Origin of the sequence: Streptomyces sp. NBC_01235, assembly GCF_035989285.1 — a bacterium.
GTDB lineage: Bacteria > Actinomycetota > Actinomycetes > Streptomycetales > Streptomycetaceae > Streptomyces.
In genome coordinates, this window is sequence record NZ_CP108513.1 from 6,077,576 (window position 1) to 6,103,739 (window position 26,164).

The window sequence follows — 26,164 nt, forward strand, 5'->3', positions numbered from 1 at the left end:
GTGCATCCGGCTCGGTGATGCTCCTCCTCTCCGGACGGCGCCTTGGGGTCGGGCCTGTCCGGAGCAGGAGCGCAAGGCCGAGGAGTACTCTGAAAGCACCGAGGATATTTCGCGCACCGGCTACCACGCCGGTGTCGTTTTCGGCGATCGAATAGGCCGGGTCGGCCGCGGTCGGCCCGGGGCAGGGTTCGCGTCATGACTGCGACCATTTCCCTCTCGCCGACACACGAAGACCGGCTCTCGTCGTCCTCCCCCACTTCCTCCTCCACTTCCTCCTCTCTCCGTCTGTCGCTGGCTCCTGTCGGCGTCGCACCGGCTCTTCTGGACGGCGCATGGTGGCCCCGCTCTCGCGATCTCGGGGCGGAACTCCCGGCCCTGACAGCGGTACTGGATCCGCTGTGGGGGCGGATCACCCGGGTCACGGTGAATCCCACCCACTGGCCGGTCGTTCCGCGCAAGGTGCCCGTCGCCGGGCATGTGGTGAAGGTGGGCTGGTTCCTGGCCGAGCAGGATCCGCACGAACTGCTGCTGCTCTCCTACAGCACGGGCCGCTGGAACCTGCTGGTGGTCCCGCCGCGGACGGACCCCGTCTCGGCCGCCTGGCTGATGGCCGCCGCGAGCGAGCCCCTGGGCACGTCGACCGCGAGCCGGTTGATGGAGCAGGCCGCGCGTCTGCGGACGGCGATGGAGACCGACCGGGCTGTGGAGGCGGTCTGGGACTCCGAGGGAGGGCATGGGGCCCGCGATCCCGCCGCACGGCCACGGACCCCGGCAGCCATGCCCGAGGGCGGAGATCAAGCCGCCGCACCCGCCGCGACCCCGAACCGGCCGATGGGGATGTGAGAACCATGGAGACCTTCGTGACCGTGGTCGTGCTCATGGCGATGATCGCTTTGGGCGTGCTCCTCATCCACCTGCTCAACGGGCAGCAGAGTGGCCGTCCCCGGGCCCCGCGGGGACGCCGCGCCCGCAAAAGAGTGGGGTGAGTCCTCGTGATCCCCATCAGGCTTCTGGCAGACACCAGCACGGAGCCGATACTCCCCGGCACCGCGGTCCTGCGGATGGAGACGACGCCGAAGCGCACGGGGACGTTCGACGGCGCGTGGTGGCCGCGGTCACGCGACCTCGAGAGCCAACTGTCCGGACTGCTCGCCGCGTTGACCGCCCGGCTGGGTCCTCTCGCCCGTGTCGGCCTCGACGCGGGCGCCTGGGACGAGAGGCCGGGACATCTGGTGGTCGACGGTCGTACCGTCCGCATCGACTGGTCGGCCGTCGGCGACGACACCATGATCGTGACTCGGGGTGACCAGGACCACTTCATGTTCCTGGTGATCCCTCCACAGACGGCTCCTTCGCGGGCTCGCGACGCGATGGCCATGGCCGTACGGGACGACAACGACGCCTCGGCCGAACGGATTTTCGCCGCCACCGGCGTCACCCCCGTCGGCCGGACGCGCGTCCCGCCCGGTGCTCCCGGCTCGTAGCCCATCGGATCGCACAGCGCGCACTCCGGTGCCGGAGGCCGCCTTCAGGGACCGGGGGCAGGAACAGAGTTCAGGAACCGAGGACAGGAACTCGGTCCGCCGGAGCGGAAGTTCATCCCGTCCGTCCCCGCACAAGCACGTACGCACACCCACTCCCACTCCCACACCCAATCCCACACCCACTCCCTAATGCGTCCGGACAGAGGAGCCATGGCCCTTCCACAACTGAACGTCTACCGGCACGAACGCGGCACCCGTGCTCTGATCACCTTCGCGGGAGAGACCGACCCGGCCACGGCACCGCAGGTGAGCAAGGCGCCGGCCGAGTGCCAGAGCGGTGGCATTCGCAGCATGGCCCGCGTCGTCGAGATCACCGGCTCCGGATTCCCGTTTCACTCGTTTCCTGCCGCCGACGCGCGACCGTGTCGGATTCCCGTTGCCGCGGGCGGTGCGCTGTGATCGCCCTGCCCGGGCGGGAGGAGTGGCGGCACGGTGACGGAAGCACATCGTCCGCCATGAACGGGTTACGTCTGCGCCGACTGAACCGTTGGCAGGCCGAGTCCCTCAAGGAGGACCTGGCCGACCTGTACGTGGAGTCCTCCCAGGCACGGCCCGGCGAGGGGTACCGGGGCCGGGAGGCGTTTCTGCGGCGGCTGACCGGCGCCATCCGGCGGCCCGGCTTCGCCCTGCTGATCGCGGAGGGCACCGCTTTCGCCGGGTGTGTCTACGGATTCCCCGTACGGCGCGAGGGCACGTGGTGGCGGGGGTTCGACGGGACCCTTCCGCGGAGCGTCGAACAGCTGACGGCGTCCGGTCACGTCTTCGCGATCACCGAGACCGTGGTTCACCCCCACACGGACGACCAGGGCCTCGCCCGCCGCCTTCAGCACCGCCTGCTCGCCGACCATCACGCCTCGCTCGGGGCGACGTTGGTGGAACAAGCCGACTCGGCGGTCTGCGACGCCTTCCTGTCGTGGGGCTGGCAGGACATCGGGCTGGTTCGTCGGCCGTCGGACCAGCAGGTTCTCCGACCGTCGGACCCCGTGGTGCTCCGCGCTCTGGTTCTTCCGCTCGGGCTCGGGCCGCGTACGGCTGCCCACCCGGACGGGCTGGCTCACGAAAATCGCACCCAACGGCCCTACTGAAGCCGACGCCGATCACGTCCGTCGAGCGAGTCGCCCGGTCGGGCCCCTAGCGTGTGGCGAGCCGCTCCAGCAGGGCGGCGCTCCGTGCCAGCAGCGCCCGTTCCTCATCCGTGAGTTCGGCCTCGATTGCCTGCGCGAGCCAACCGGCCCTGCGGCCGCGCTCCGCTTCGAGCGCGGCCCGGCCGGCGTCCGACAGTTCGACCAGCGACTTGCGGCCGTCCGTGGGGTGCGCCCGGCGCGTGATCAGGTTCTGTTCCATGAGCAGCCCCACCGCCCGGGCCATCGACTGGGGGCGTACGCGCTGATCGGCGGCGAGGTCGCTGGTGGTCATGGCGCCGTTGCGGTCGAGTGCACCGAGCGCGGCGACCTGGCCCAGCGGGATGCGGTCCTCGTGTTTGACCCGTCGGGTGAGCTTGCCCATCGCGGTGCGCAGTTCGGCGGCGATTGCGGCGGCTTCCGAGGTGGGCATAGGGCACTTTACCCCGTTGGTCAGCAAAGCTGTGCACCTGACCTGCGCAGCAATGCTGTACAGCGAAACTGAACAGCATTGCTGTAGGGTTTGGGGTTGTCGGGCTCAGCGCCAGCGTTGTCGCAGCCGGGGCCACGGCACACGACAACGGGAAGGAACTCCCATGTCCGCAAAGGCAGTCGGAACCGTCAACGCCGCCATCGAGACCGTCACCGCCCGCCGGATCATCGACAGCCGGGGCAACCCCACGGTCGAGGTCGACGTCGTCCTGGCGGACGGGTCCCTGGGGCGCGCGGCTGTCCCCTCCGGCGCCTCCACCGGTGCCCGGGAGGCCGTGGAACTGCGCGACGGAGACTCCGCGCGCTGGCACGGCAAGGGCGTCGACCGCGCGGTGGCCCACGTCAACGGGGAGATCGCGGCGTCCGTGCGCGGCCGGGACGCGGCGGACCAGGCGGGTCTCGACGCCGCGCTGGTCGCCCTCGACGGCACCGCCGCGAAGTCTCGGCTCGGCGCCAACGCGATCCTCGGTGTCTCCCTCGCCGCCGCCAAGGCCGCCGCGGCGGCCCACGGCCAGCCCCTCTACCGCTACCTCGGCGGTGCCGACGCCCACCTTCTGCCGCTGCCGATGATGAACATCGTCAACGGCGGCGCCCACGCAGACAATCCGCTGGATTTCCAGGAGTTCATGATCGCGCCCGTGGGCGCGGACACCTTCGCCGAAGCCGTCCGCATGGGCAGCGAGGTCTTCCACACCCTGCGCCGCGACCTGCTGGCCGCCGGGCACTCCACGGGCGTCGGCGACGAGGGTGGCTTCGCGCCCGCGCTGCGTACCGCTGAGGAGGCGCTCGACTTCGTGATGACCGCCATCGAGCGCACCGGCTACCGCCCCGGCCCGGATATCGGCCTGGTCATGGACCCGGCGTCGTCGGAGTTCTTCCGCGACGGGGTGTACGACTACGCGGGCGAGGGGGTGCGCCGCACCCCCTTCGAGCACGCCGACTACCTGGCCAAGCTCATCGACGCCTACCCGGTCGTCTCCATCGAGGACCCGATGGCGGAGAACGACCTGGACGGCTGGCGCGAGCTGACCGCCCGCGTCGGCGACCGCTGTCAGCTCACCGGCGACGACGTGTTCTGCACCAACGAGACGCTGCTGCGCGAGGGCATCCGCACCGGCGTCGGCAACTCGGTCCTGGTCAAGGTCAATCAGATCGGGACCCTGACCGAGGCGCTGGCCGCCGTGGCCACGGCCCACCAGGCGGGCTGGACGGCTGTCATGTCGCACCGCTCGGGCGAGACGGAGGACACCACCATCGCGGATCTGGCGGTGGCGACCGGCTGCGGTCAGATCAAGACCGGCTCGCTCTCCCGCTCCGATCGCACGGCGAAGTACAACCAACTGATCCGGATCGAAGAGGAGTTGGGCGACTCGGCGCGCTTCGCGGGCCGCTCCGCACTGCGTCGGGCGTGAACAGCAGACAGAAGTAGAGACCACGCGGGCCCCCCGATCGCGATCGGGGGGCCCGCTCGCGTGCCGGGGAGACGACCTTCCTGGGCTGTTCACCTCTGTGTGAACTGCGCCTTCCCGGACCGGTCGGCACGGCGCGCCCTCCCAGTGGCCGGGGATCGCGCCGTCAGCGGCTTGGGCAGGCGGCTCGCTGATCACGACCTTCTGGTCGCGGAAGCGGGGCCGGCGTTGCTTTCGCGGCGGAGTTCGCCGCGGCCTTGGAAGCAGAGGGCCTGGTCGACCGTCTCGTGGATCACGTGCATCTCCGACCGGTTGGGAGAGCCGTAGCTTTATATGACATTCCGATTCTGGTCTGACTGTGTTCGCTGGAAGTCACCCATATGGACCGCGCATTTACGTTCTCTGTGGTTCTTCGCCAGTTAATCTGAATCCAACCTCTTTCCCGGGAACGCCGTGCAGGCCATTGAAACCCGCGGCGCATGTCAGCGAGAAGAGGTTCCGGCTCGCGGCTACTCGACGAGGACAGAAAACTATTCACCGTATTTCCCTAGAGGAGTAGGCCCCTCGATGACGCAGAACATCTCTGGTGCGAATAAATTTCGCACAAGGCCCGCCTGGATCGCGACGGTCATCACGGCGTTGACCGCTGCTGTCGCAGTGGTAATGGTGCCGACACAGGCAAATGCCATTACGACACCAGTTCCCCTTGGTACTGCCACCAGCTTCGCGGTGCTGGGCGGCGAGGCGGTCACCAATACCGGTTCTTCCCTGATCAGCGGAGACGTCGGGGTGTCACCAGGGACTTCGGTTACTGGATTTTGTGCCCCAGTGCCGCCACCGGCGATCCCCGCAGTTCCGCCGTGTGCCAATGTGATCAACGGGACCGTCCACGTGGCAGACGGGCCGGCCAACTCTGCCCATGCCGTACTGCAGAATGCGTACACCGTCGCCGCGGCCCGGGGCCCCGTCGATGGCACCCTCAACTCGGAGCTCAGTGGCGCGGGCGGCCCGACGGGGCTGGGTCCGGGCTTGTACAACTTCGTCCCTGGCGTGGTCACGAACTCGGGTGTTCTCACGCTGAACGGCGGCCCCGACGCCGTCTGGGTGTTCCAGGTCCCCTCCGGACTGACGCTGGCATCCGGCAGCCGAATGCAATTCACAGGCGGCGCCACGGCATGCAATGTCTTCTGGCAGATCGGAAGTTCCGCCAGTTTCGGCAGCGACTCCTTCTCCGTGGGCACCTTCTTGGCCCACACCTCGATCACCATGGAGAACAGGGCGGCGGTCGAGGGCCGGGTGCTGGCCGGTGCTGTGGACGAGTCCGGGATCGTGTCGATGATCAACAACACGATCACCCGGCCGATCTGCGGGGCCGCCACCAGCGGTGGAACGACCACCGGCACCAGCGCAGGAACGACCACCAGTGGGGGGCTCCTCAGCGGCGGTCTCGTCAGTGGCGGACTTCTGGGCGGACCCATCGTCGGGACCGGCGGCACCTCGGGCAACGTCGCCGGCAACACGTCCGGCAACACGTCCGGGAACACCGCCGGAAACTCGTCCGGGAACACCGTGGGCTCCACCGCCGGGAACACCGGGAACACCGCGGGCAACACTGCCGGGAACGGTGTCGGCGGGCACGGCCATGCGCCGGGCGGGCCGGGCGGGCCGGGCCATGAGGGCAGGCCGGAAAAGCCGCACCACGGCAAGCCCGACCACGGCAAGCCCGACCACGGCAAGCCCGACCACGGCAAGCCCGACCACGGCAAGCCCGACCACGGCAAGTACGACTACGGACAGCCCGACCACGGCAAGTCCGACCACGGCAAGCAGCCCGACGAGGACTACGGCTACGACGGGGCGCCCAAGGTCTACGAGGGCGACGACCACTCCAAGAGCCACGAGGGCTAGGCAGCGCACCGCGGCCAGTCGGCTCACCGGATGACGGCGCACGGCGGAATCCTCATCGAGTCCGCCGCGCGCCGTCGGTGGCAGTCAGCGAGAAAGCCAGGCGCGACCAGCTGATAGAGAGAGACAGGTAGGCGGTGTCGAGCGGAATCGACTCAGCGGACGTGGAGGAAATCCAACAGTCCGAATCCGGTCCGGCCACGCGGGAATGTCCTGACGTCATGGCCGCGCCTCCCGGACAGCCGAGAAGTGCCCGTGCACTGAAAGCCGGGCTGTGCACCGCCGTGGTCCTGTGCCTGGCGGCGAGTTTCGTCCACGTCATTCTGGTTTTCCTCCACGTGGCACCGGCCAACCCCGTCTCAAAGCGGTACAGCCCGCTGATCAACGCGTGGGTGTACCCCTTCTTCGAACAGAATTGGCGGCTCTTCGCCCCGGACCCCGAATCCGTCAACCGGCAGATTCTGGCGAGAACAGCCCACACCGGCTCCGACGGATCGGTTCAGGTGAGTCCCTGGTTCGACCTCACCGCCGTGGACAGTTCCGCCGTCGAACATCATCCGTTTCCGAGCCACACGGCACAGAACATGCTGCGCCGCGCCTGGGCCGGCTACGTCGACTCGCACGGAGGAGACGACAAGTCACGAACGGAACGCGCCCTGATGCTGCAGAAGTACCTGAGCAACATCGCCGCGGACCGCGTCGCCGCCCACCACCGCGGCACCTTCGACTTCATTCAGCTCCGCGTCGTCACCTTGCCCATCGCCGCGCCCGGCCCCGCCGCCGGCAATCGCCCGCCGACGCCGGTCGAGAACCGGCTCCTGCCCTGGTGGAAGGTGACCCGCCATGGAAAATGAGGCGCGGGGGACCGCGTCCGCCGGCGTCGACCGGTGGCTCGCCGACCGGATCACCGCCGTGTGGAACCTCCTGACCGGCCGCCCGGTGTCCCTGTACGCGGCGTCGGTGCTGCGCATCGGCTACGGACTGCTCTACCTGGTCTTTCTGCTGCGCGAGTTCCCGCACCGTGACGAGATCTGGGGCCCCGGCTCTCCGTGGACGCCCGCCTTGGCCCACCAGCTCTTCGAGCAGACGGGCTGGTTCAGCATCCTGACCCTGTCCGACAGCCGCGCCTGCTTCGAGCTCTGCTACGGGCTGGCCCTCGTCACCTCCGCACTGTTCATGCTGGGCTGGCGGACCCGCGTCACGTCCGTCCTCTTCGCCGTCGTGGTGACCTCGTTCCACGCGCGGGCGATCTTCATGACGGACGGGGGCGACAACCTGGTCCTGCTGATGTCCGTCTACCTCGTCCTCACCGCCTGCGGACGACGCTGGTCCCTGGACGCGCGCAGAAACGCGCTGAAGACGGTTCGTGCGGGCGACGCGCCGGAACGGCCGAGGAGCCCCTTCACCCGGCAAGTCCGCGATGCCCGAACCACCTTGACCACGACGGTGCACAACTGCGGCATGTTCGTCATCGCGGCACAGGTCTGCTTCCTCTACGGGTCAGCCGGCCTGTACAAGGTGCAGGGCGGTTCCTGGGGCGGCGGCACCGCGCTCCACTACGTCCTGAACCTCGAACTCTTCCGACCCTGGCCCGCCGTCTCCCACTTCGTGGACGAGCACACGCTCCTGGTCGCCGTCGCCGGCTACATGACCGTGCTCTTGCAGGTGGCCTTCCCGTTCGTGCTCTTCGGCAGGCTCAAATACCCCGTACTCGCCATGCTGCTGGGCATGCACATCGGCATCGCCGCACTCATGGGGCTGCCTCTCTTCTCCGGCGCGATGATCGTCGCGGATGCAGTGTTCCTTCCCGACCGCTTCTACACCTTCCTGCCTCACCTCTGCCGACGCGCGGTGCGGCGGACGGACAGCAGCCGGCCGACACCCGGACGAGCGGCAGGCCCCGGAGCCGTACCCGTGCAAGGCGGGCCCGGCGGCGCACGTGGATCGAAGCATCGCGTCATGCTCCCGCCAGGGCGGAAACACACCGCCCCCGAGCCCGCGTCCCCCCAGGTCCCCCCTGATTAGGGCACGCAGAGGACACTACGAGTCGCGAGAGTCCGGGCCGACGCCATGCGTCCGTCGGCCCGTCACCATGATTGTCCCCGCTCATGGCGCCCCGGCCGGGCTTGTCCAGCCGACAGTCGTGTTGACGCAGAGGTTCGTCGTCGCCGGACCGACATGCCGGGTCACACTCCGATGAAGCTCACTGTTTCTCTCATGTCCGCCCGCCCGGTACGCAGCCGTGGCACGCCTTCCTTCTCGAATCCCACCGAGACACCGCAGAACAGTACGAGCCCGTCATCGGCTCCGACTGCCTGGCCGACAGTCCTGCGATACATCGTCCACATCACCTGGGGGCAGCTGTGCAACCCTTCGGCCCTCAGCAACAGCATGACCGTCTGCAAGTACATCCCCGCGTCCCCCCACTGGCCGGGGCCCATCGTCCGGTCGAGGTAGCAGAACAGTACGACCGGCGCCCCGAACGCCTCCGAGTTCAAGGCGGCGATCTTCATGGGCCTGTCGGGATCGTCGCGCTCGATTCCCAGTGCCTTGTACCGCTGGGCTGCCGCGGCAAAAAAGCGGTCCAGATAGGGCGGGGCCAGTTCGGCCGGGTACATCGGGTACTCCCGCTCAGCACCCGGGTCCGCCGCCAGTGCCCTGGCCGTGGCGCGTCTCTTCAGTTCGGTCAAGGGCTCACCGGTCACGACATCCACATGCCACGGCTGGAGGTTCCCGCTCGAGGCTGACCCGCAGTCCCCCGACTTCGCCGAGCCGGCCTTCCTGCTGAGCCGGGGCGGCTTGGACACCGTCCGTCCTCCGAGAACGGCCCTACTGCTGGTGATGCGTCACCGAGGGCCGCCCCGGACTGCGGGCCAGGCGCGGCCGGATGATCAGGTTCGAGGTCGGCCTGCGTCGGTACGCCGTGGTTCTCCTCTCGGCGCCCGCGGTTCTGATCCTCACCTCCGTTGCGCCGGCCGGTCACGGCCCCGTGATGCCGGCAGCCGGCCGAGCCGGGTGAGCTCGTCGGCCGGATGCCGACGGACGAGGCGGCGCTCGTCATCGGCCCGTCCGCCTGGCTCAGCCGTGCACGAGGAGCCTGTGCACGGGGCCCGGGCCGGGTCAGGTCACCTGGGTGACGGGGCGAGGCCGCGGTGTGTGAGGGTGGGCTCCGCTGAGCCGACTGCGTAAGTAGGGGGTTGATGTGAGCCAGGTGCTCTATGGCGAGCGGTCGTGGAATCCGCTGGCGCGGACCGTGGAGTTGACCGAGGACCGGCTGCGGCGCGGCGCCAGGACGACGCCGCTGAGTGAGCTGAACCTCGGCGCCATGGCTGAGGCGTTCCAGCGGGGGTGCTGGCTCGGGGGCGGCGGGGCGGAGCGCCCGATGGAGCGGCTGGCGGAGGGGACCGGGGTCATCCCGGTGACCCGCGTCACCGGCACCGCCACGCCGGTGAGGGTGCGGCAGGCCGCCGAGTTCGCCCGCAAGCTGGGGGAGTTGGCGGTACGGCGGTGCGGCGGACCCGACCAGGTGGCCGCCCTGGCGGCCCAGGCCCGGGTCGAGGGCGTACCGCTGTGGATCGCGCGGCGGTTCGCGCCGGGGCCCGCCGGGCCGATCACCGTCGCCGTGGACCGGCGCCTGGTGCGTGTGGACGTCTGGGGACCACACGCCCCTGTCGTACGGATCCGAGCGCCGCACGGCTTCCACCCCGACGTCCCCGAACCGTCCAAGGGCCTGCGTCTGACGGTCGACGACGTCACGGCGGAGCTCGCACTGAAGAAGAAGCTGCGCAAGTCCAAGAGTTCCGTGGAGGTGCGACTGCGCGGGCAGCGCTGGGTGCTGCGGCGCGAGAACGCGGCGAGTTCGTGGCTGCTGCGCGACGAACGGCGAGTGGCCCTGCTGGCGCGTCCCCCGCGCCGGCCGGTGCCCGAGCCGGGCACGGTTCTGCTGCCGCTGGCCCCCCTGCGGTACGAGAGCCCCGACCCGCTGGATGCTGTCATGGCGCATGCCTTCGCCGTTGCCTTCGGGCTCGGGGACACGACGGGCCTGGCACGGTTCCGGTCGGAGCGTCGCCCGGTGAACGGGGGCGAGTCGATCGCCGTCGACGAAGGGTGGGACCGTCCCTGGTTCAGCAACCTCGGGAAGGGGAGCGACGACAACGAACCCGGCGGTGGCGACGGCTGGGGCGCGGACGGCGGCGACAGCGGGGACGCCGGTGGGGGTGACGGCGGAGGTGACGGCGGAGGCGGTGACGGCGGCGGCGACTAGATGTTCTTCGCAGCTTCCGAGCTGTGGGTGTTGACGCCGGATCCGGCTGCCAGGCTCATGCGCAGCGGAAGGGCGGTGAGCACGACAAAGACGCCCGAAGACGGTGATGGGCACGTCCGACGTGCGCGGCCTCCGGTCACCATGTCTGGCCGTCCTGGTCAGATCCGGTCCGTCAGGTCCTCCGCGAACACCTGCGACAGAGGCTGCGGCCCCACGTACTGCTGGCAGTTGCACTGGCCGGCCTCGTAGCGCAGCGGCTTCTTGTTCTCGTCCCAGGCCGTCGGCACTTCGACGCGCTCGTGGCACCGGCCTTGCTTGTCGTGCTTGGCGAGGTGGTGCGTGCAACCGCAGACCGCCTCCGGCGGCTTGGTCGCGGCCTCGACGGCCAAACGTTCCTGCTTCCCCGCCTCCAGCAACTGCAACTTCCGTTCATGCCGATTGCGCAGTGCAGTGCGGACGTTGTCGGCCACCCATGCGAAGCCACCCGTCCAGAAGGCGATGAGAACCCACCAGAACCAGTCCACCAGTTGCCCCTTCCCCCTGTCCTGCCGAGCCAGCATAGATGGCTCTTGACGCGCCTTCGCCCTGTCGCGCAGGCATCGGACACAGCTTCTGGCACGTGAGGACGGAACAGGAGAAGGCCCTCGAGGGCCACTTGGAGCCGGCGATCGCCTGCCCGACCAGGGCCGGCAGGAACGCGACGTTGTCGGGGTGCGGTCAGGGTTCGCTCAGGGGTGTTCCCTGATGAGCTGGGCCGTCGGGTTGCAAGAAACTCGTGACCGGGCCGTTCGACCGCCGGTCTCACCCGCCACCGCTTTGGAGAGCCATACTGTGAACTGCTCTGCCGTTCGAACCCGTTGGTCCACCGTGGCCGCGTCCGGCACTGTGCTGGTTGCCCTGGCCGCGGGTATGGCCGCTCCGGCCTCCGCCGCCGCCTCGGCTCCAGCGCCCGCCGCCGCGACCGGAGCGCCGCTGCCCGGGCTCGACCCGGCCAAGCTCCAGGCAGCCATCGGTGGCCTGCCGAACGCGGACGTCACCGGCGCGCTGCTGCGGATCACCGGTCGCGCAGGCCACTGGTCGGGCACCTCCGGCGTGGGCGACCTGGAGACCGGTCAGGGCGTCCCGCCCAACGCGCACATACGGATCGGCAGTATTTCCAAGGTCTTCACCGCCACCATCGTTCTCCAGCTCGCCGCCGAGCACCGGATCGACCTGGACAAGCCGGTCCAGCAGTACCTGCCGGGGGTCCTGCCCGCCGACCTTCCGTCCGTCGAGGTCGGCCAGCTGCTCAACCACACCAGCGGCCTGCCGCGCGGCGCCGCCAGCGCGGATTTCGGCGACGGCAGCCCCGAGTGGTTCGCCGCCAACCGCCTCAAGAGCTTCACCCCGCAGCAGGTGATCGACCTGATGACAGGCCGGCCGATGCAGTTCGCGCCGGGCACCGCGCAGCAGTACAACGGGATGAACTACTACGTCGCCGGCCTGCTGGTCGAGAAGATCACTGGGAACACCTTCGCCCACGAGGTGCGATCTCGGATCACCCGGCCCCTCGGACTGCACGACACCCACGTCCCGGACGCCGACGACCCGCGCCTGCCCGGCCCGCACTCCCACGGCTACCTGGCGGTCACGTCCTCGGACGGCACCACGCACCCGGTGGACGTCACCGAACAGAGCCCCTGGCCCTGGGCCGAGGGCGGCATGATCTCCACTCCCGCCGACCTCGACCGTTTCATGACCGCTCTCGTCCGCGGCCGTTTCCTCCCGCCGGCCCAGCAGGCGGAACTCTTCACCGTCCCCGACGTCCCCAGCTTCCACAGCAGCCAGTGCCGCACCGAGGCCGACGCCGGCCGTGCCTGCATGACCATGGGCATCATGAGGGTGAAGGCCTCCAACGGTGTCGTGGTCTGGGGCAAGACCGGCTCCCGCCCCGGCTGCACCAGCGGTGTGTTCGTCACCCGCGACCTCTCCCGCAAGATCGTCTACTCGGTCGACCCGACCAACCTCAACGGCACCGAGATGCGCTACATCCAGCAGATCGCCGCCGCCTCCTTCGGCACCGTGGTCCCGTCCACGAACTGACCCCCGAAGAGCCGACGCCTTGCGTGAGGCAGGTCCTCCTTTGGCGTCCCCTGGTGGACCGGTTCAAGGCATCGGAACCGCGGCACGTCAAGAAGCTGAGCCCGTGAGCGGCGATGGGCCGAAGCCCCGGATCATGCCGGCCCAGAGGGACGTGGCGGTCGCATGGGGGCGACCAATGCCCTCGTGTTCCGGATCGAGCATGACGAGGTCGCCATGCTCAATCCCTTCGCGAGCCATGGCGCCGCACCGCAACCGCAGTGGCCGAAAATGTGTCTCTCAACGCGTGGCCAGAGGGTGAAGCTCCCGAGCGGGTGAGACTCCGGTGGCACGGCGACCTTGGGGGGTCGGAATGAGCACGTGGGCGGTGCCCGGATACACCGAGTCACTGGAACTTGGATCAGGGGCAAGCGGGCGGGTCGTACTGGCCGTGCACGAGGAGACCGGCGTTCCGGTCGCGGTGAAGTACCTCAGCGAATCACTGCGCACCCGGCCGGGCTTCGTGCACGGGTTCAGGGCGGAGGCGCGGCTGCTCGGCGGCCTGGAGAGCCCGTACGTCTCCGTGTTGTACGAGTACGTCGAGAGCCCGGACGGCGCGGCCATCGTGATGGAGCTGGTGGACGGTGTCTCGTTGCGGGCCCTGCTGACCGGACAGGGCCCGCTCGATCCCGAGGCCGCGCTCGTGGTCCTGAAGGGATCGCTGCTCGGTCTGGCCGACGCGCACCGCGTCGGCGTCGTCCACCGCGACTACAAGCCGGAGAACGTCCTGGTCGTACCGGACGGATCCTCCAAGCTCGTCGACTTCGGGATCGCGGCGGACGCCGGTACCAGCGCCGGAGCGGCGGGAACCCCCTCCTACATGGCCCCGGAGCAGTGGACCGGCGCGCCCGCCTCTCCCTCGGCGGACGTGTATGCGGCCACCGCCACGTTCTTCGAGTGCCTGACGGGCCACAAGCCGTACACCGGTGACAATCTCGCCGAACTCGCGCTGCAGCACGTCGACGCGCCCGTCCCCGCCGAGGAGGTTCCCGAGGCGGTGCGGGAGCTGGTGCGGCGCGGTCTGGCCAAGGATCCGGAGGAACGGCCCACGCACGCCGAGGCGTTCGTCTCGGAACTGGAGGCGGCCGCCGGCGCCGCATACGGGCCCGACTGGGAGGAACGCGGCCGCGGCCGGCTGGCCGCGCTGGTGGCCCTGCTGCCGCTGTTGCTGCCCTCGGCCCGCGGTACCTCGCGGACCACCACGGACAACGCGCGCACCGTCCTGACCCGGCAACCAGGCCACGGCTGGGCGCGGTCGTGGCGGCCCGGCCGACCGGGGATGCTCGTGTCCGGTGCGGCCGTGCTCCTGGGCATCCTCCTGTCCTACGGCATCCAGCACCCCCCGGGAGCGGCTCCGCGGCAGGTGGCTGATGCCCTGGCCACCACCAGTGCCCAGCCCGGCGTGGAGTCGGAAGGGCCAGGCACTCCGACCGCGTCGGCCCACTCGTCCCCACCGCCGACGTCCACCGTGTCGCCCAGCCCGTCGTCCCCGGGTCCGGCGACCACCGGTTCCGGCGGGCCGTCGGCGTCCGCCACCACGGCTCCGGCCGAGGAGACGACGACGCCCGCAGGAGCGACCACCGAGGCGACGCCGACGACCGCTCCCCCCGCCTCGCCGACCGCTCCCGCTGTCAAGGACATCGCGGTGTCGGGCTTCCAGCAGACCGGTTCCACGACCGCGACGGCGACCATGGTCATCAACACGGACGGCACCGGGCCGGTCTCTGTCACCGTCTCGTGGTTCACGGGCGACACCGGGGGACAGCTCGGCAACCCGGACGGCGCGTCCCAGACCTTCGAGCGCAGCGGCGCCACCCAGTACACGCTCACCGTCGGCCACACCTTCCAAGGCACCGGCTGTTACTGGGCGGTGCAGGCCACGACCACTCCGGCCGCCGCCGACGGCGGCGCCTCGCAGCAACTCCTGACCAGGCGGTGTGAGATCCGATGACCGCTCAGAACGACCGTGGTCCCGCGCCTGCCGAGGACTGCGAGCCCACCGAGGTGCTCGGCCCCACCGGCGAACACACCCGGAGTGACGAACGCGGCCCGGCCGACGATGAGTACAGCGCCACCGTGCTGGCCAGTCACTGGATCCAGAGGCCCGAGCCGGACGGTACCGACACTCTTGTCGGGCCGCCCTCCACGGAGACCCTGCCGACGCCGACGCCGCCGACGCGGCCGGATCGCACCGAAGGCACGGTGCTGCGCTTCGGCCCGGGGGTGACCGCCGCCGCCGTCGCGCACCGTACCCACAGGACGCTGCCCACCGTGCCGCCGCCCGTCGCGCCCCCGCGCCGCCGTCTGCGCAGACACGCTCTGCCCGCGCTGGTGCTGGTCGCCGTCATCGCGTTCCTCGCCTGGCAGCGCCTCGGGCCGTCCGTCGCGGTGCGCTCGGTGGCGGTCACGGCCCCGCCGACGGTTCTGGGATGCGACGACACCGCGGACGTCGTCGGCCTCGTCGCCACGAACGGCCGGCCGGGCACGCTCTCCTACCGGTGGATCCGAAGCGACGGCACCGCCTCGGGCGTCCTGCGCGAAGTGGTGGCGCGGGGCCAGAAACAGGCACACCTGCACCTGCTGTGGACCTTCCAGGGCAAGGGCCGCTACACGGCACGGGTCGAACTGCGCCTCCTGACCCCCACCCAGCGCACGGTCACCACCCACTTCACGTACCACTGCCTCTGACCGGCCGTCAGCAAGAACCCACACGTCCATGACCCGGGGGGTTTGGAGCTGCTGCCGCTGAAGTGCGTTGAAGAGGGTTCTGGTGAGCGGGAGTGAGTGCCGGTGGTGGGTGTCGTGTCGCGTGCCTTGGCCGTAGTGTCGGTTTTCAGGAGGGAACTGACGTTCTTGCACCGAATGCGTGACCTTCTGCGGGAACTGCTCGTTGGACGCGGTGACAGGGGGCGTCGCGTGGCATCGGGCGGGGGGGTGACGGGGTGGGTGAGCTGAGGGATTTGGCGCCGTCGTTCGTCGCGTCCGGTCCGTCTGGTGTGGCCATTCGGACCCGCCTGAAGGACCTGGCGTCGGACGATGAGAAGGTGCTGCGTCTGGTGGGTGCGCATCTGGGGTCGCTGGCCTCGGAGGATCTCAAGGCGCGCTGCCGGGACGGCCTGGCGCACTCCGGCGAGGCGTGGGCGGTGCGTAAGCGGGAGCTGACGCCGCTCTCGTCGTCGCGCTGGGCCGGGGCGATCACCAAGGCGTCGCACGACCAGTGGGCGCTGGCCCGCCGCTGCCAGTCGGCGCACCTCCAGAATCTGGAAGCGGGCATCCGCACGCTGACGCACCGGCTGTCCCTGCCGATCGGGCAGAAGGGGACGAAGAAGGCGTCCGGGGGGTACCGGTCGCGGCGCCAGTGGCATGCGAAGGCCCGGCGGCTGCGGGTGCTGGAAGACCGGCTGGCTGCGGCGCGGGCCGACCGTGAGGCCGGAGTTGTGCACGTCGTACGCGGCGGCAAACGTCTGGTCCGTGCCCGGCACCACCTGGAGGCGGCCGGGCTCACCGAGTCCGGATGGCGGAGACGCTGGGAGGCGGAACGCTGGTTCTGCCAGGCGGACGGTGAGTGCGGCAAGCTTTACGGCAACGAGACGATCCGCGTCGGCCCCGACGGCGAGGTGAGCATCAAACTCCCCGCGCCGCTCACACATCTGGCCAACGCCCCGCACGGACGGTACGTCCTGGCCTGCCGGGTCACGTTCGCGCACCGGGGCGCCGAGTGGGCGGACCGCGTCGCGGCCAACCGGGCGATCGCCTACCGCATCCACCTGAATACCGGCCGGGACCGCTGGTATGTGACCGCCTCCTGGCAGATCCCGCCCACCCCCACCCTCCCCCTCGAGGCCGCGCTCGCCCACGGCGTGATCGGCGTCGACATGAACGTCGACCATCTGGCCGCCTGGCGCCTGGACATCCACGGCAACCCGATTGGCGCCCCGCACCGTTTCTTCTACGGCCTGACCGGTACCGCCCAGCACCGGGATGCCCAGGTCCGCCACGCCCTCACCCGCCTCCTGCACTGGGCCCGCGCGTGCGGTGTGAAGGCGATCGCGGTGGAGGATCTGGACTTCGCCGCGGAGAAGACCCGGGAGAAACACGGCCGCAGGAAACGCTTCCGGCAGCTGATCTCCGGCATGCCCACCGGGAAGCTCCGCGCCCGGCTGGCCTCGATGGCCGACGCCACGGGTATCGCGGTCATCGCCGTCGACCCGGCCTACACCAGCCGCTGGGGCGCCCAGCACTGGCAGAACCCCCTCACCACGACAACCTGCACAACCACTCGCCACGATGCCGCTGCCGTGGCGATCGGAAGGCGCGCCCAGGGACACCCGATCCGGCGACGGACGGCACCGCCCCCTGCTCACCGGAGTGATGAGCAGGGGCATCGGACCGTCCAGGCCCGACCGGGGGTTCCTGGGCGTGAGGGAACCCGCCCCCGCATCCCCGGACCACGGACACGATCCGTGCCGCCCGGACGCGGAGCGAACGCGGGCAACCAGAACGCCCAACACCGTCCGGGGCGTTCGGCCGAGCATGAGACCTGGCGACAGGACTCACTCCCGCTCAGTCTCTAGGAACGGTTCTCGCAGAGTGGGTGACTTGAATAGAACTCGCGCTCTCAGTTGGGGCCTGGTGGCGCGCAACTGGCCGAGGAGCCAGGCCGGGACGACGAGTCGGTGAGCGGCCCGCTGCCGCCGCCATGCCGCGGCTCTGCGACGTTCACAACGGCGGTGCAGCTGACTGCCATGGCTGCTCTCCATTTCGTGAATCGAACTCCGGATGGGCCGCCTCTGCGTCACCTGTTCAGGTGGTGACTTGATGCTTACAGCTCAGTTGTCACCGGTCGAGACGGTGACGATTATGAAGGCTTGAGCTCAACCTGAAGGCCTTTGGTGCGCGATGGAGCCGCCAAGACGCAGAAGTCGAACGTGCTCGGCCCATCGCCGTCACCTTCTTGACCGGTGACGAAACTTATGCGACGGTCAGTCATCACGCAGGTCGGCGCACGTGACGACTCGGAGGGATTCACATGATCAACAGGCGTGGCCTCGGCAAGGTCCTGGGGCTGGGCACGGGCGCGGCCGCCGTTTCACTGATCGGCCCGCAGGGTCCGCAGGCCGCGTTCGCCACCCCCCGGAGCGTATCCGCGGCACCGGCGGTCCCCACCGTCGCGCCCGGCGCGCACAGCACCTTTCCGCGGTTGAGGCAGATCAGGGCCGGCCTGCTGAACGTCGGCTACGCCGAACTGGGCCCCGCCCACGGCCCCGTGGTCATCTGCCTGCACGGGTGGCCGTACGACATCCACAGTTACGTCGATGCCGCCCCACTGCTGGCCGAGGAGGGCTACCGGGTGATCGTCCCGTATCTGCGCGGCCACGGCACGACGCGTTTTCTTTCCGGCCGCACGTTCCGGAACGCTCAGCAGTCGGCCATCGCGCTCGACATCATCGCCCTGATGGACGCCCTGAAGATCGAGAAGGCCGTGCTGGCCGGCTTCGACTGGGGTTCGCGCACCGCCGACATCATCGCCGCGCTCTGGCCCGAGCGCTGCAAGGCCCTGGTGTCGGTGAGCGGCTACCTGATCACCAACCGCGAGGTCAACCTCGATCCGATCGCACCGCGGGCCGAGCACACCTGGTGGTACCAGTACTACTTCGCCACCGAGCGAGGCCGGCTCGCCATGGAGGACAGGACCCTGCGTCACGACCTGACCAGGTTGGTGTGGGACACCGTCTCCCCGACGTGGGACTTCGACGACGCCACCTTCGAGCGCACCGCGGCGGCCTTCGACAACCCCGACTGCGCGGCCATCGTCATCCACAACTACCGCTGGCGGCTCAGCCTCGCCGACGGCGAGCGCCGCTACGACGGACTCGAGCGGCAGCTCGCCACGCGGCCGTTCATCGAGGTGCCCACCGTCACCCTCGACCCCGAACGCGACCCCTTCACGGCCCCGGGCAACGGCTCCTCGTACCGGGACAGGTTCACGGGCGAGTACGAGCACCGCACCCTCGCGGGGATCGGACACAACCTGCCCCAGGAGGCGCCCACCGCCTTCGCCCGGGCCGTCATCGACGTAGACCGTTTCTGATGCTCGTGGTCACCTTCTTGACAGGTGACTGTCCCGTCCCACCGGAAACCGAACGGAGTACGACCATGGAAGGCAGGAACATCACGGACGGCGCCGCGGCGGCGCGCCGAGCGCGGTTCGGCAGGCTGCCCGAGCGCATCCGCCGCGAGGACATGATCGAGGAGAAGACGGCCACGCCGCTCGACCCAACGCGATACGACCACAACCCCGAGCGATCGTGGATGTCCTTCTCCTGCCTCGCCGCCGACCTGGGCCTGTGAGTCGGAGCGGCCGAGGTGGCGAAGCTTGCCCACCGTCTCGGTCACCTGTCAGAATGGTGACGTGAACCTCGACAGTGCCTTCCATGTATTCGTCTGCGGAAACCCGGCGCTCGACTTCGCCGCCACACTCCGGGCGCGCCGTTCGGTGCGCTTCGAGATGTTCGCGACGCCGGACAGGCTGAACGCATGGTATGTGGAGTCCGGCATCGTCGATGCGGTCTCCCCCGCTCGGGAGGCCGACGTCGAGCCGGCGACGACCGTGCGGGAAGCCATTTACCAACTGGTCACCGCCCGTCGGCTCGGGGAGGCCTACGACGGGGCGGCTCTGACCGTGGTCAACAACGCGGCGCGCAAGCCACCGGCGGTGCCGCAGCTCACTCCGTCGGGACGTTGGACGCAGGCAACGCCGGAAGAGGCCCTCTCCATGGTGGCGCGCCACGCCATCGAGCTCCTGAGCGGTCCGGACGTGCCCCTGCTCAAGGAGTGCGGCAACCCGGAGTGCACCCGCACCTACATCGACCGCTCGCGCGGCGCGCGCCGGCAGTGGTGCGGGATGGAGTCCTGCGGCAACAAGATCAAGGCAGCCGCGTACCGCGCCCGCAAGAAGACCACGCCCGCGGCGGCCCACTGACCGGTCCGCGGCGCCGGCCCCGGCGCCGTCAGGCCCGTACCGCCTCGTCCGCCGTCCCCCGTAGGTGCTCGATCCCGGTGTCGATCGCCGCCTTGAGGCGGGTCGAGTCGCCCGTGGACATCATGGTCACGCCTCCCTGGACGCCCGCCAGCAGCGCGGCGGCCGTCCGCTCCACTCAAGGGCAGGCGACGCCAGGCCGTTCGCCTGAAGGGCGCGCATGCCGCGGACGAGCTGCTGCCACTGGCACATCAGCTCGGTCGCGATCGTCCGTGCGCCGCGGCGGGACCGCCCGACCCGCAGGAACAGAGCCCCCAAGGGGCAGTGATCGCCTCGGCGTTCATAGCGTTCCACCATCAAGCGGCCGGGATGACGGCCCGCACCACGGCAGTCGGCGGATGAGAGACCCACCCGGGCGGTGTGCAGAGGCTTGGACGGTAGCTGCCCGATGGAGCACGACGAGGGCCTCCGACCGTTCACTGACCTGGGTCCTCCGCCAGCACGCGCATACCTGGGCGCACCTGTGTTGGATGCGGGTCGGGTGCTGCCCGCGCAGGAGACGTCGTGTGCGCAATCCGTGGGGACAGCCGGGCTCGGCCCCGGGACGCATGGGTCCCGGGGCCGAGTCGGTAGGTGTTTCCTTCTGCCGGGGTCAGTTCGGCTTCAGGATGATCGCCTGGCCGCCCGCGTCGGCCATGGCCACGTCCAGCGTGGTCTCCGAGGTGACGGTCTGGGTGCTGACCACTACCGGGGTCCGGTACGGGCTGGTTCCCGGCGTGCCGTCGGCGTAGACGGTCGCCGTGTAGGTCCCGTCGCCCAGGAACGACAGCGGGATCGACAGCGTCCGGGCCGTCTCGTTGGTCATCGCCCCGAGGTACCAGGTGGAGTCGTTGCGGCGGGCGACGGCCACGTACTCGCCGATCGAGCCGGCCAGGGTCCTGCTCTCGTCCCAGGTCGTGGGTACGGCGTTGAACCAGGGCAGTCCGGGCCAGTTCGCGGTGTTGGCGTACTTGGACGGCTTGTCGTACCAGAAGAGGAAGTTGAGGGGTTGGTAATAGACCGCGGCCATCGCCATCTGGTGGGCGTTGGTCGTCTTGTCGCGTGACTGCCCGTAGCAGATGGTGTAGTCCAGCGGGCCGCCGATGTTGCGCGCGAAGGGCAGCGTCACGTTGTGCGTGGCGGTCGGGAACTGCTCGTTGCCCCGTACGCCTTCCAGGCTGATCCAGTTCGGGTAGGTGCGCTCGTAGCCGAACGGCCGGACGTCGTCGTGCATGTCGATCAGCAGCCGGTGCTCGGCGGCCGTCCTCGCCCAGTCGATGATCTGGTCTGTCATCGCCTGGGTGCCGTCGTTGATGAAGCCGAGCTTGATGCCCGCGACGCCCCAGCTCTTGTAGAGGCCGAACAGCGAGTCCGCGTCGGTCAGCGCGAGCCGGTTGACGTAGAGGAAGACGCCGATGCCCTTGCCCGCGGCGTACGAGATGACGGACGGCAGGTCGATCGCGGCGATCGGGATCGTCGCGTCAGGGGTGGTGAACTCGGGCCCGTACCAGCCGGCGTCGTACTCGATGTACTCCAGACCGCGGGCCACGGCGAAGTCGACGCCCGAGATGCCGGCGGCGGTGCTGAGCTCGCAGCGGAAGACCTTGCCGGGCTTGATCCACGAGGTGTCGGTGAGGGCGCTCTCCGGGGCCAGGTTGAGCACCAACTCGGCGTTGTCGAGCAGTTCGGCGTGCGTGGACCCGATCACCACCGCGCGCCACGGCGTGGCGAACGGAGTGGTGACCGTGGTGGTCGTGTCGACCGAGCCGGTTCCGCGGGCGGTGTGCTCCATGAGGAAGGCGGAGAGGGCGCCCGGCTGCCCGGGTACCGAACTGAGCATCAGACGGGGGAAGTTCACCCTTGAGGACTCGCAGATGCAGGCGATGAACCCGTTGGACAGGGTGGCGGTCAGCGGTAGGTCGGTCAGAGTGCCCTGGTCCGTGCTCGACGTACCGGTGAACGGGATCGCGTCGGGGGCGACGGGGACGTAGGCGTTCTCGTCGCGGGCGCTGTAGACGAGGGTGTCGTCCGGGAAGACGAAGGTCGTCAGCTCGTCGGCGATGGTGCCGGTGCCGGTGCCGGTGTCGAGCAGGACGTAGCGGAGGGCGACGCCGGTCCTGTAGGCGCGGACCTGGACGCCGAAGCGGATCCCCGAGGCGGTGTCCTTCAGGCTCCAGCGTTGCTCCTGGTAAAGGTCGGTGACGGTCGCGTTGCGTCCGTACACCGGGGACCACGTGTCGTGGACGGTGCAGCGCCGGTTCTCGATCACCGTCACGTCGCTGCCGAGGACGGTCCCGTCGCTCAGCCTGAGGCCCAGGGCAGAGGTGTCGATCACCGTCTTGCCGCCCCGAGCGGCCGACCACCGGAGCGCTCCGTCCACCACCGACATCGTGATGGACGTGCCGCCCATGCGTGCGGTGGCACTCACCGGGGCATCCGCCGCGTAGGCCGGCCGCGTGGTGCCGAGCCCCACCGCCGCCATCCCGACGGTGGCGGCCGCGCCCTTGAGCATCCCCCGACGGGACAGCGCCTGCGAGCGGCCGCCTCTGTCCGCGATGGGTTCTTCCTGGTCTCCTGCGGTTCTCATCGTGAAGGGACCTCTCCTTCGAGGATCGCGTCGGCACCCGCCCAGCAGCGAACGGAATTTTGGTAGTAACCGGTTACTTGCGTGGGGAACGTACGCCCCGGGCAAACGTGGGTCAAGATCCCCGACACCCCTGAACATGACAGGGACGCGCGCAGGCGGCGGACCGTCACGAAGGGGTGGCCGCGAGCCGTGAGGGTGCGCAGGAACTCCGGGACCGCGGCGACGCGTGGGATGCGAACCGGGCAAGCCGCTCGAGCTTCGTCCGCGCCGGCTCGGTCCTCGTTCGGTTGAAGATCCTCCGGGCACCCCCGTTGCGGCCCGTCTGCCGGGCGAGCATTCCCCCTGCACGGCGCCGTGGGTCGACCGGTCGTGAGCCTCGGCCGACCGTCCGTCGGGGTTCGGCGCCGACCACCGCTGTACGGGGCTGTTGGTGTCGGGCGTCGGTGCCAGCCGCCACGGGCGGGCTTGCCAAGTTCGCCACTCACCCTCGGAAGACTGTCCGTCTCCCGTTCCTGCGCTCTTGCGGCCGAGCGTCCGAGAGCACATGGGCGGCCTGGCGAAAGATTGGCGATCTGCTGGTCTCTCGCTCTCTGTTTGCTGGGCTGTCTCTCAACAGCGGGTTCCTAGGGTCGTCGTCATCCCCAGGAGGTCGGGTTCCGAAGGCCTCCGAACCCGCTCGTGATCCCCCAGTGTTTGGAGACACCCCGATGCGTGCACTGCCCCGTCGTGCCCTGCTGGCCGCTCCCTCCGCCGTGCTGATGTTCGCGCTGGTCGCCTGTGGCGGCGGCTCGGACTCCGACTCCGGCAGCTCGAACGCAGCCGACACCCAGCAGTCGGCTCAGAGCGCGGGCGGTGCCGAGGCGGCCGGTGAGGCCGCGGGTGACACGGACGACAAGCCGGAGCCGCCGCTGACCGGCGACATCAAGACGAAGGCCGAGGCTGCCGCGCTGGCCGCGTACCCGGGCACGGTCGTGAAGTCCGAGGAGGACGCGGAGAAGCCCGGCATGTACGCGGTGGAGGTGAAGCAGGCGGACGGGACGTCGATCGAGGTCTACCTCGACAAGTCCTTCAAGGTCTCCGACACCAAGAAGGAGGGCACCGAGGAGACGGAGAACGCCGGCTGACGGCCACCGCCTGAACCGCCGGAAGGGGAAGCCTATGCCGCCCGACTCCGAGCACACCTGCGCATCGTCCTCGGAAGCCGGGACGACAGCCGTCCCTGCCCCGCTGCCGCCCGCACCAGAACCGGTCGGAGGACGCGAGGACGGTGACGACCGCTCCGACGACCGACTCCCCGGTCGGCGTCGTCACCGCCCCGCAACCGCCGTCCGGCCGACACCGTCCTCCCGTGCCAGTCGGCCGGACGGCACCCTCCGTCGCTCACGTCCGTTACGTCTCTCAGGTCCCAGGCGGCTTCCCGTGAACCCTGCAACTCCCCTGGCACAGCTGTGCGAGCCTGTCGCCATGCGGCTGCTGCTCATCGAAGACGACGACCGAATCGCGGGCCCCCTCACCGAAGGGCTGGGACGCTACGGCTTCACCGTGGACCATGTCCGCACCGGTGCCGCCGGACTGGCCGACGCAGCCGCCTCGCCGGACCTGGTCCTGCTCGATCTCGGCCTGCCCGACATGGACGGCCTGGACGTCTGCCGCAGCCTGCGCGCCCGCTCCGCCGTACCGATCATCATGATCACCGCCCGGGGTGAGGAAGCGGACCGCATCGTCGGTCTCGAACTCGGCGCGGACGACTACCTCGCCAAGCCGTTCGGCGTGCGGGAACTGATCGCCCGCATCCGCGCGGTCGCCCGCCGCGCCGGTGCTCCCGCCTACCCGTCGGCCGGACAACAAGCCGGGTCGGCACCGGAAGCAGACCAGCCGGTCACGGGTGCCCAGCAGTTGGGCCCGCTTGCCCTCAACCGCCGCACGCGCGAGGTCCACCTCGACGGCCGCGAGGTCGCCCTGACCCCAAGGGAGTTCGACCTGCTGGCCCATCTCGCCGACGATCCGGGGACGGTGTACTCCCGCCGGCAGATCATGGACACCGTCTGGGATCCGCACTTCTTCGGCCCCACCAAGACCCTCGACGCCCACGTCGCAGCCCTGCGCCGCAAGCTCGGCGACCCCGGATGGATCACCACCGCTCGCGGTGTCGGCTTCCGCCTCACCGTTCCCGGCGACCACGCCGGCCCCGAGGGGGCCGGATGACCCGGCGCCTGCTGCTCAGCTACCTCGGCCTGGCCCTGCTCGTGCTGGCCGGGCTGGAGATTCCCCTCGGATACGTCTACGGGCGCGGCGAGACCTCCCGAACCTCCCAAAGCGTGGAACGCGACGCCTCCATGCTCGCCGAGGTCACCGAGGAGGACATAGAGAAGGGAAACCTGGAGGCACTGCCCGATGTGGTCGGCGACTACGCCGCCCGCACCGGCGGCCGTGTCGTCGTCACCGACAAGCAAGGAGTCGTCCTCGCCGACTCCGACCCCGCCGGCCGCACCGGCATCGATCTCTCCGCCGAGCCGGACATCGGGCGTGCCCTGAACAACCAGCCCACCGTCACCACCACGCAGGACACCGACGGCAACGACGTACTCGCGGCCACCATGCCCGGAGCATCGGGGACCACCATTCGCGGCACCCTGCGCCTGACCTACCCCATGGCCGAGGTCACCGCCCGGGTGCACCGCATCTGGGGCGCTCTCGCCCTGGCCGGGGTCTGCGTCCTCGCCGCTGTGGCACTGGTGGCGTTCACCCTGGCCCGCTGGATCACCCGCCCCCTGCGCACCCTGGAGTCCGCGACCACCCAGCTCGCCGGGGGACACCTCACCCACCCACCGGACGCCACCACCGGCCCGCCCGAACTGCGCCGCCTGGCCGCGTCCTTCACCCGCACCGCCACGCGTCTGCAGCATCTGCTCAAGGCACAGCAGGCCTTCGCCTCGGAAGCCTCCCACCAGCTGAAGACCCCGCTGACCGCGCTACGGCTGCGGCTGGAGAACTTCGAGCCCTACCTCGACCCCCGCGCGCACGGCAGCCTGGACGAGGCCGTCGGCGAGGTGGAACGACTCGGCCGCATGGTCCAAGGCCTGCTCGCCCTGGCCCGCCTGGAGAACGCGGCCACCACACCCCAACCGGTCGACCTCGACGCCGTGGTCGCCGACCGCGCCGCGATGTGGGAACCGCTCGCGGCCGAACAGTACGTCGCCATCGACGTAACCGGCCCTCCCGCCGGCCAGGTCTGGGCGATCCCGGGAGCCCTGGAGCAGATCATCGACAACCTGGTCGCCAACGCCCTGCGCGTCTCCCCGCCCAGCACCACCATCACCCTCCACCGCGCCCCAGGTGCCGAACTCCACATCATCGACCAGGGCCCAGGCATGAGCGAAGCCGAGCGAGCCCGCGCCTTCGACCGCTTCTGGCGAGCCTCCGACTCCCACCACGACGGCACCGGCCTCGGCCTGCCCATCGTCCGCCACCTCGTCGACGCCTCCGGCGGCACCATCACCCTGCACGCCGCCCCCCGCACCGGGCTGGACGCCCGCGTACGGCTGCGCCCGGCGGGCAGCGGGCGGTTGCGAGACGGGAGCGGATCACCTCGATCAGCACGGGCAACAGCACCAGCACGCTGATCGAAGTGTCGGTCGCCTGATCGAGCACCGCCCTCAGCCGGCAGGTGTCGTCGGGACTCGGCTTCCCGCCCCGGCAGTGCCGG

The 26,164-nt window shown here is 69.9% G+C and carries 24 protein-coding genes and 2 pseudogenes; 20 read left to right on the forward strand and 6 right to left on the reverse strand.

The window, feature by feature from the left end:
• The first annotated feature begins 195 nt into the window (after positions 1–195).
• The 5 genes from OG289_RS27135 (at position 196) to OG289_RS27155 (ending at position 2,629) form a co-directional block, all read left to right on the forward strand.
• Positions 196–843, forward strand: coding sequence for a DUF5994 family protein (locus tag OG289_RS27135; protein ID WP_327316631.1), 648 nt, complete (start codon positions 196–198; stop codon positions 841–843).
• Positions 844–848: 5 nt separating this feature from the next.
• A complete protein-coding gene (locus tag OG289_RS27140; protein ID WP_327316632.1) occupies positions 849–986 on the forward strand; it encodes a hypothetical protein in 138 nt (45 codons plus the stop codon).
• A 6-nt stretch (positions 987–992) separates the two neighbouring features.
• Positions 993–1,484 carry a DUF5994 family protein gene (locus tag OG289_RS27145; RefSeq protein WP_327316633.1) on the forward strand — a complete coding sequence of 164 codons (492 nt, stop codon included), beginning with the start codon at positions 993–995 and terminating at the stop codon, positions 1,482–1,484.
• 210 nt (positions 1,485–1,694) lie between these two features.
• Positions 1,695–1,943: a hypothetical protein gene (locus tag OG289_RS27150; RefSeq protein ID WP_327316634.1), complete on the forward strand. Its 249-nt coding sequence runs from the start codon at positions 1,695–1,697 to the stop codon at positions 1,941–1,943.
• Positions 1,944–1,999: 56 nt separating this feature from the next.
• Positions 2,000–2,629: a hypothetical protein gene (locus OG289_RS27155; RefSeq protein ID WP_327316635.1), complete on the forward strand. Its 630-nt coding sequence runs from the start codon at positions 2,000–2,002 to the stop codon at positions 2,627–2,629.
• Between the two features lie 46 nt (positions 2,630–2,675).
• On the opposite strand, the gene OG289_RS27160 is transcribed toward OG289_RS27155, so the two are convergent.
• Positions 2,676–3,098 carry a MarR family winged helix-turn-helix transcriptional regulator gene (locus tag OG289_RS27160; protein WP_327316636.1) on the reverse strand — a complete coding sequence of 141 codons (423 nt, stop codon included), beginning with the start codon at positions 3,096–3,098 and terminating at the stop codon, positions 2,676–2,678.
• Positions 3,099–3,261: 163 nt separating this feature from the next.
• Between OG289_RS27160 and eno the strand changes: the two genes are divergently transcribed.
• The gene (eno, locus tag OG289_RS27165; RefSeq protein ID WP_327316637.1) at positions 3,262–4,569 is read left to right on the forward strand and encodes a phosphopyruvate hydratase; all 1,308 of its coding nucleotides are present in this window, start codon (positions 3,262–3,264) and stop codon (positions 4,567–4,569) included.
• A gap of 135 nt (positions 4,570–4,704) precedes the next feature.
• Here the strand turns inward: eno and OG289_RS27170 are convergent.
• Positions 4,705–4,883 (reverse strand): annotated as a pseudogene (locus OG289_RS27170) (IS30 family transposase); the annotation flags it as partial.
• A 250-nt stretch (positions 4,884–5,133) separates the two neighbouring features.
• Here OG289_RS27170 and OG289_RS27175 point away from each other — a divergent pair.
• From OG289_RS27175 to OG289_RS27185, 3 genes are all read left to right on the forward strand, one after another.
• Positions 5,134–6,474, forward strand: coding sequence for an ice-binding family protein (locus OG289_RS27175; RefSeq protein ID WP_327316638.1), 1,341 nt, complete (start codon positions 5,134–5,136; stop codon positions 6,472–6,474).
• 218 nt (positions 6,475–6,692) lie between these two features.
• Positions 6,693–7,325, forward strand: a complete 633-nt coding sequence (locus OG289_RS27180) for a DUF5819 family protein (protein ID WP_327316639.1) — start codon at positions 6,693–6,695, stop codon at positions 7,323–7,325.
• Complete coding sequence (locus tag OG289_RS27185; RefSeq protein WP_327316640.1) at positions 7,315–8,496, forward strand: HTTM domain-containing protein; 1,182 nt, start codon at positions 7,315–7,317, stop codon at positions 8,494–8,496. Before OG289_RS27180 ends, OG289_RS27185 begins: the two co-directional genes overlap by 11 nt.
• A 161-nt stretch (positions 8,497–8,657) precedes the next feature.
• Here OG289_RS27185 and OG289_RS27190 read toward each other — a convergent pair whose 3' ends face one another.
• A complete protein-coding gene (locus OG289_RS27190; protein WP_442819101.1) occupies positions 8,658–9,314 on the reverse strand; it encodes a nitroreductase family protein in 657 nt (218 codons plus the stop codon).
• 359 nt (positions 9,315–9,673) lie between these two features.
• On the opposite strand from OG289_RS27190, the gene OG289_RS27195 reads away from it, so the two are divergent.
• On the forward strand, positions 9,674–10,735 hold the full coding sequence (locus OG289_RS27195) for a hypothetical protein (protein ID WP_327316642.1): 1,062 nt from the start codon (positions 9,674–9,676) through the stop codon (positions 10,733–10,735).
• A gap of 158 nt (positions 10,736–10,893) precedes the next feature.
• Here OG289_RS27195 and OG289_RS27200 read toward each other — a convergent pair whose 3' ends face one another.
• Positions 10,894–11,259, reverse strand: coding sequence for a hypothetical protein (locus tag OG289_RS27200; protein ID WP_327316643.1), 366 nt, complete (start codon positions 11,257–11,259; stop codon positions 10,894–10,896).
• A 385-nt stretch (positions 11,260–11,644) separates the two neighbouring features.
• Here OG289_RS27200 and OG289_RS27205 point away from each other — a divergent pair, with 385 nt between their 5' ends.
• The 7 genes and pseudogenes from OG289_RS27205 (at position 11,645) to OG289_RS27235 (ending at position 19,835) form a co-directional block, all read left to right on the forward strand.
• Complete coding sequence (locus OG289_RS27205; protein WP_327316644.1) at positions 11,645–12,817, forward strand: serine hydrolase domain-containing protein; 1,173 nt, start codon at positions 11,645–11,647, stop codon at positions 12,815–12,817.
• Between the two features lie 349 nt (positions 12,818–13,166).
• Positions 13,167–14,804 carry a serine/threonine-protein kinase gene (locus OG289_RS27210; protein WP_327316645.1) on the forward strand — a complete coding sequence of 546 codons (1,638 nt, stop codon included), beginning with the start codon at positions 13,167–13,169 and terminating at the stop codon, positions 14,802–14,804.
• Positions 14,801–15,541, forward strand: coding sequence for a hypothetical protein (locus OG289_RS27215; RefSeq protein ID WP_327316646.1), 741 nt, complete (start codon positions 14,801–14,803; stop codon positions 15,539–15,541). Before OG289_RS27210 ends, OG289_RS27215 begins: the two co-directional genes overlap by 4 nt.
• Positions 15,542–15,795: 254 nt before the next feature.
• A pseudogene (locus OG289_RS27220) lies at positions 15,796–17,427 on the forward strand (IS200/IS605 family accessory protein TnpB-related protein).
• Between the two features lie 455 nt (positions 17,428–17,882).
• On the forward strand, positions 17,883–18,944 hold the full coding sequence (locus OG289_RS27225) for an alpha/beta fold hydrolase (RefSeq protein ID WP_327316648.1): 1,062 nt from the start codon (positions 17,883–17,885) through the stop codon (positions 18,942–18,944).
• Positions 18,945–19,009: 65 nt separating this feature from the next.
• On the forward strand, positions 19,010–19,204 hold the full coding sequence (locus tag OG289_RS27230) for a hypothetical protein (protein WP_327316649.1): 195 nt from the start codon (positions 19,010–19,012) through the stop codon (positions 19,202–19,204).
• Positions 19,205–19,265: 61 nt separating this feature from the next.
• Complete coding sequence (locus OG289_RS27235) at positions 19,266–19,835, forward strand: CGNR zinc finger domain-containing protein (RefSeq protein ID WP_327320817.1); 570 nt, start codon at positions 19,266–19,268, stop codon at positions 19,833–19,835.
• Positions 19,836–19,863: 28 nt separating this feature from the next.
• On the opposite strand, the gene OG289_RS27240 is transcribed toward OG289_RS27235, so the two are convergent.
• Complete coding sequence (locus OG289_RS27240; RefSeq protein ID WP_327316650.1) at positions 19,864–20,010, reverse strand: hypothetical protein; 147 nt, start codon at positions 20,008–20,010, stop codon at positions 19,864–19,866.
• 474 nt (positions 20,011–20,484) lie between these two features.
• Positions 20,485–22,458, reverse strand: coding sequence for a glycoside hydrolase family 97 protein (locus OG289_RS27245; RefSeq protein WP_327316651.1), 1,974 nt, complete (start codon positions 22,456–22,458; stop codon positions 20,485–20,487).
• A 707-nt stretch (positions 22,459–23,165) separates the two neighbouring features.
• On the opposite strand from OG289_RS27245, the gene OG289_RS27250 reads away from it, so the two are divergent.
• From OG289_RS27250 to OG289_RS27260, 3 genes are all read left to right on the forward strand, one after another.
• Positions 23,166–23,582: a peptidase gene (locus OG289_RS27250; protein ID WP_327316652.1), complete on the forward strand. Its 417-nt coding sequence runs from the start codon at positions 23,166–23,168 to the stop codon at positions 23,580–23,582.
• A gap of 340 nt (positions 23,583–23,922) precedes the next feature.
• The gene (locus tag OG289_RS27255) at positions 23,923–24,663 is read left to right on the forward strand and encodes a response regulator transcription factor (protein ID WP_327320818.1); all 741 of its coding nucleotides are present in this window, start codon (positions 23,923–23,925) and stop codon (positions 24,661–24,663) included.
• On the forward strand, positions 24,660–26,081 hold the full coding sequence (locus OG289_RS27260) for a sensor histidine kinase (protein WP_327316653.1): 1,422 nt from the start codon (positions 24,660–24,662) through the stop codon (positions 26,079–26,081). Before OG289_RS27255 ends, OG289_RS27260 begins: the two co-directional genes overlap by 4 nt.
• The last annotated feature ends 83 nt before the right edge of the window (positions 26,082–26,164 follow it).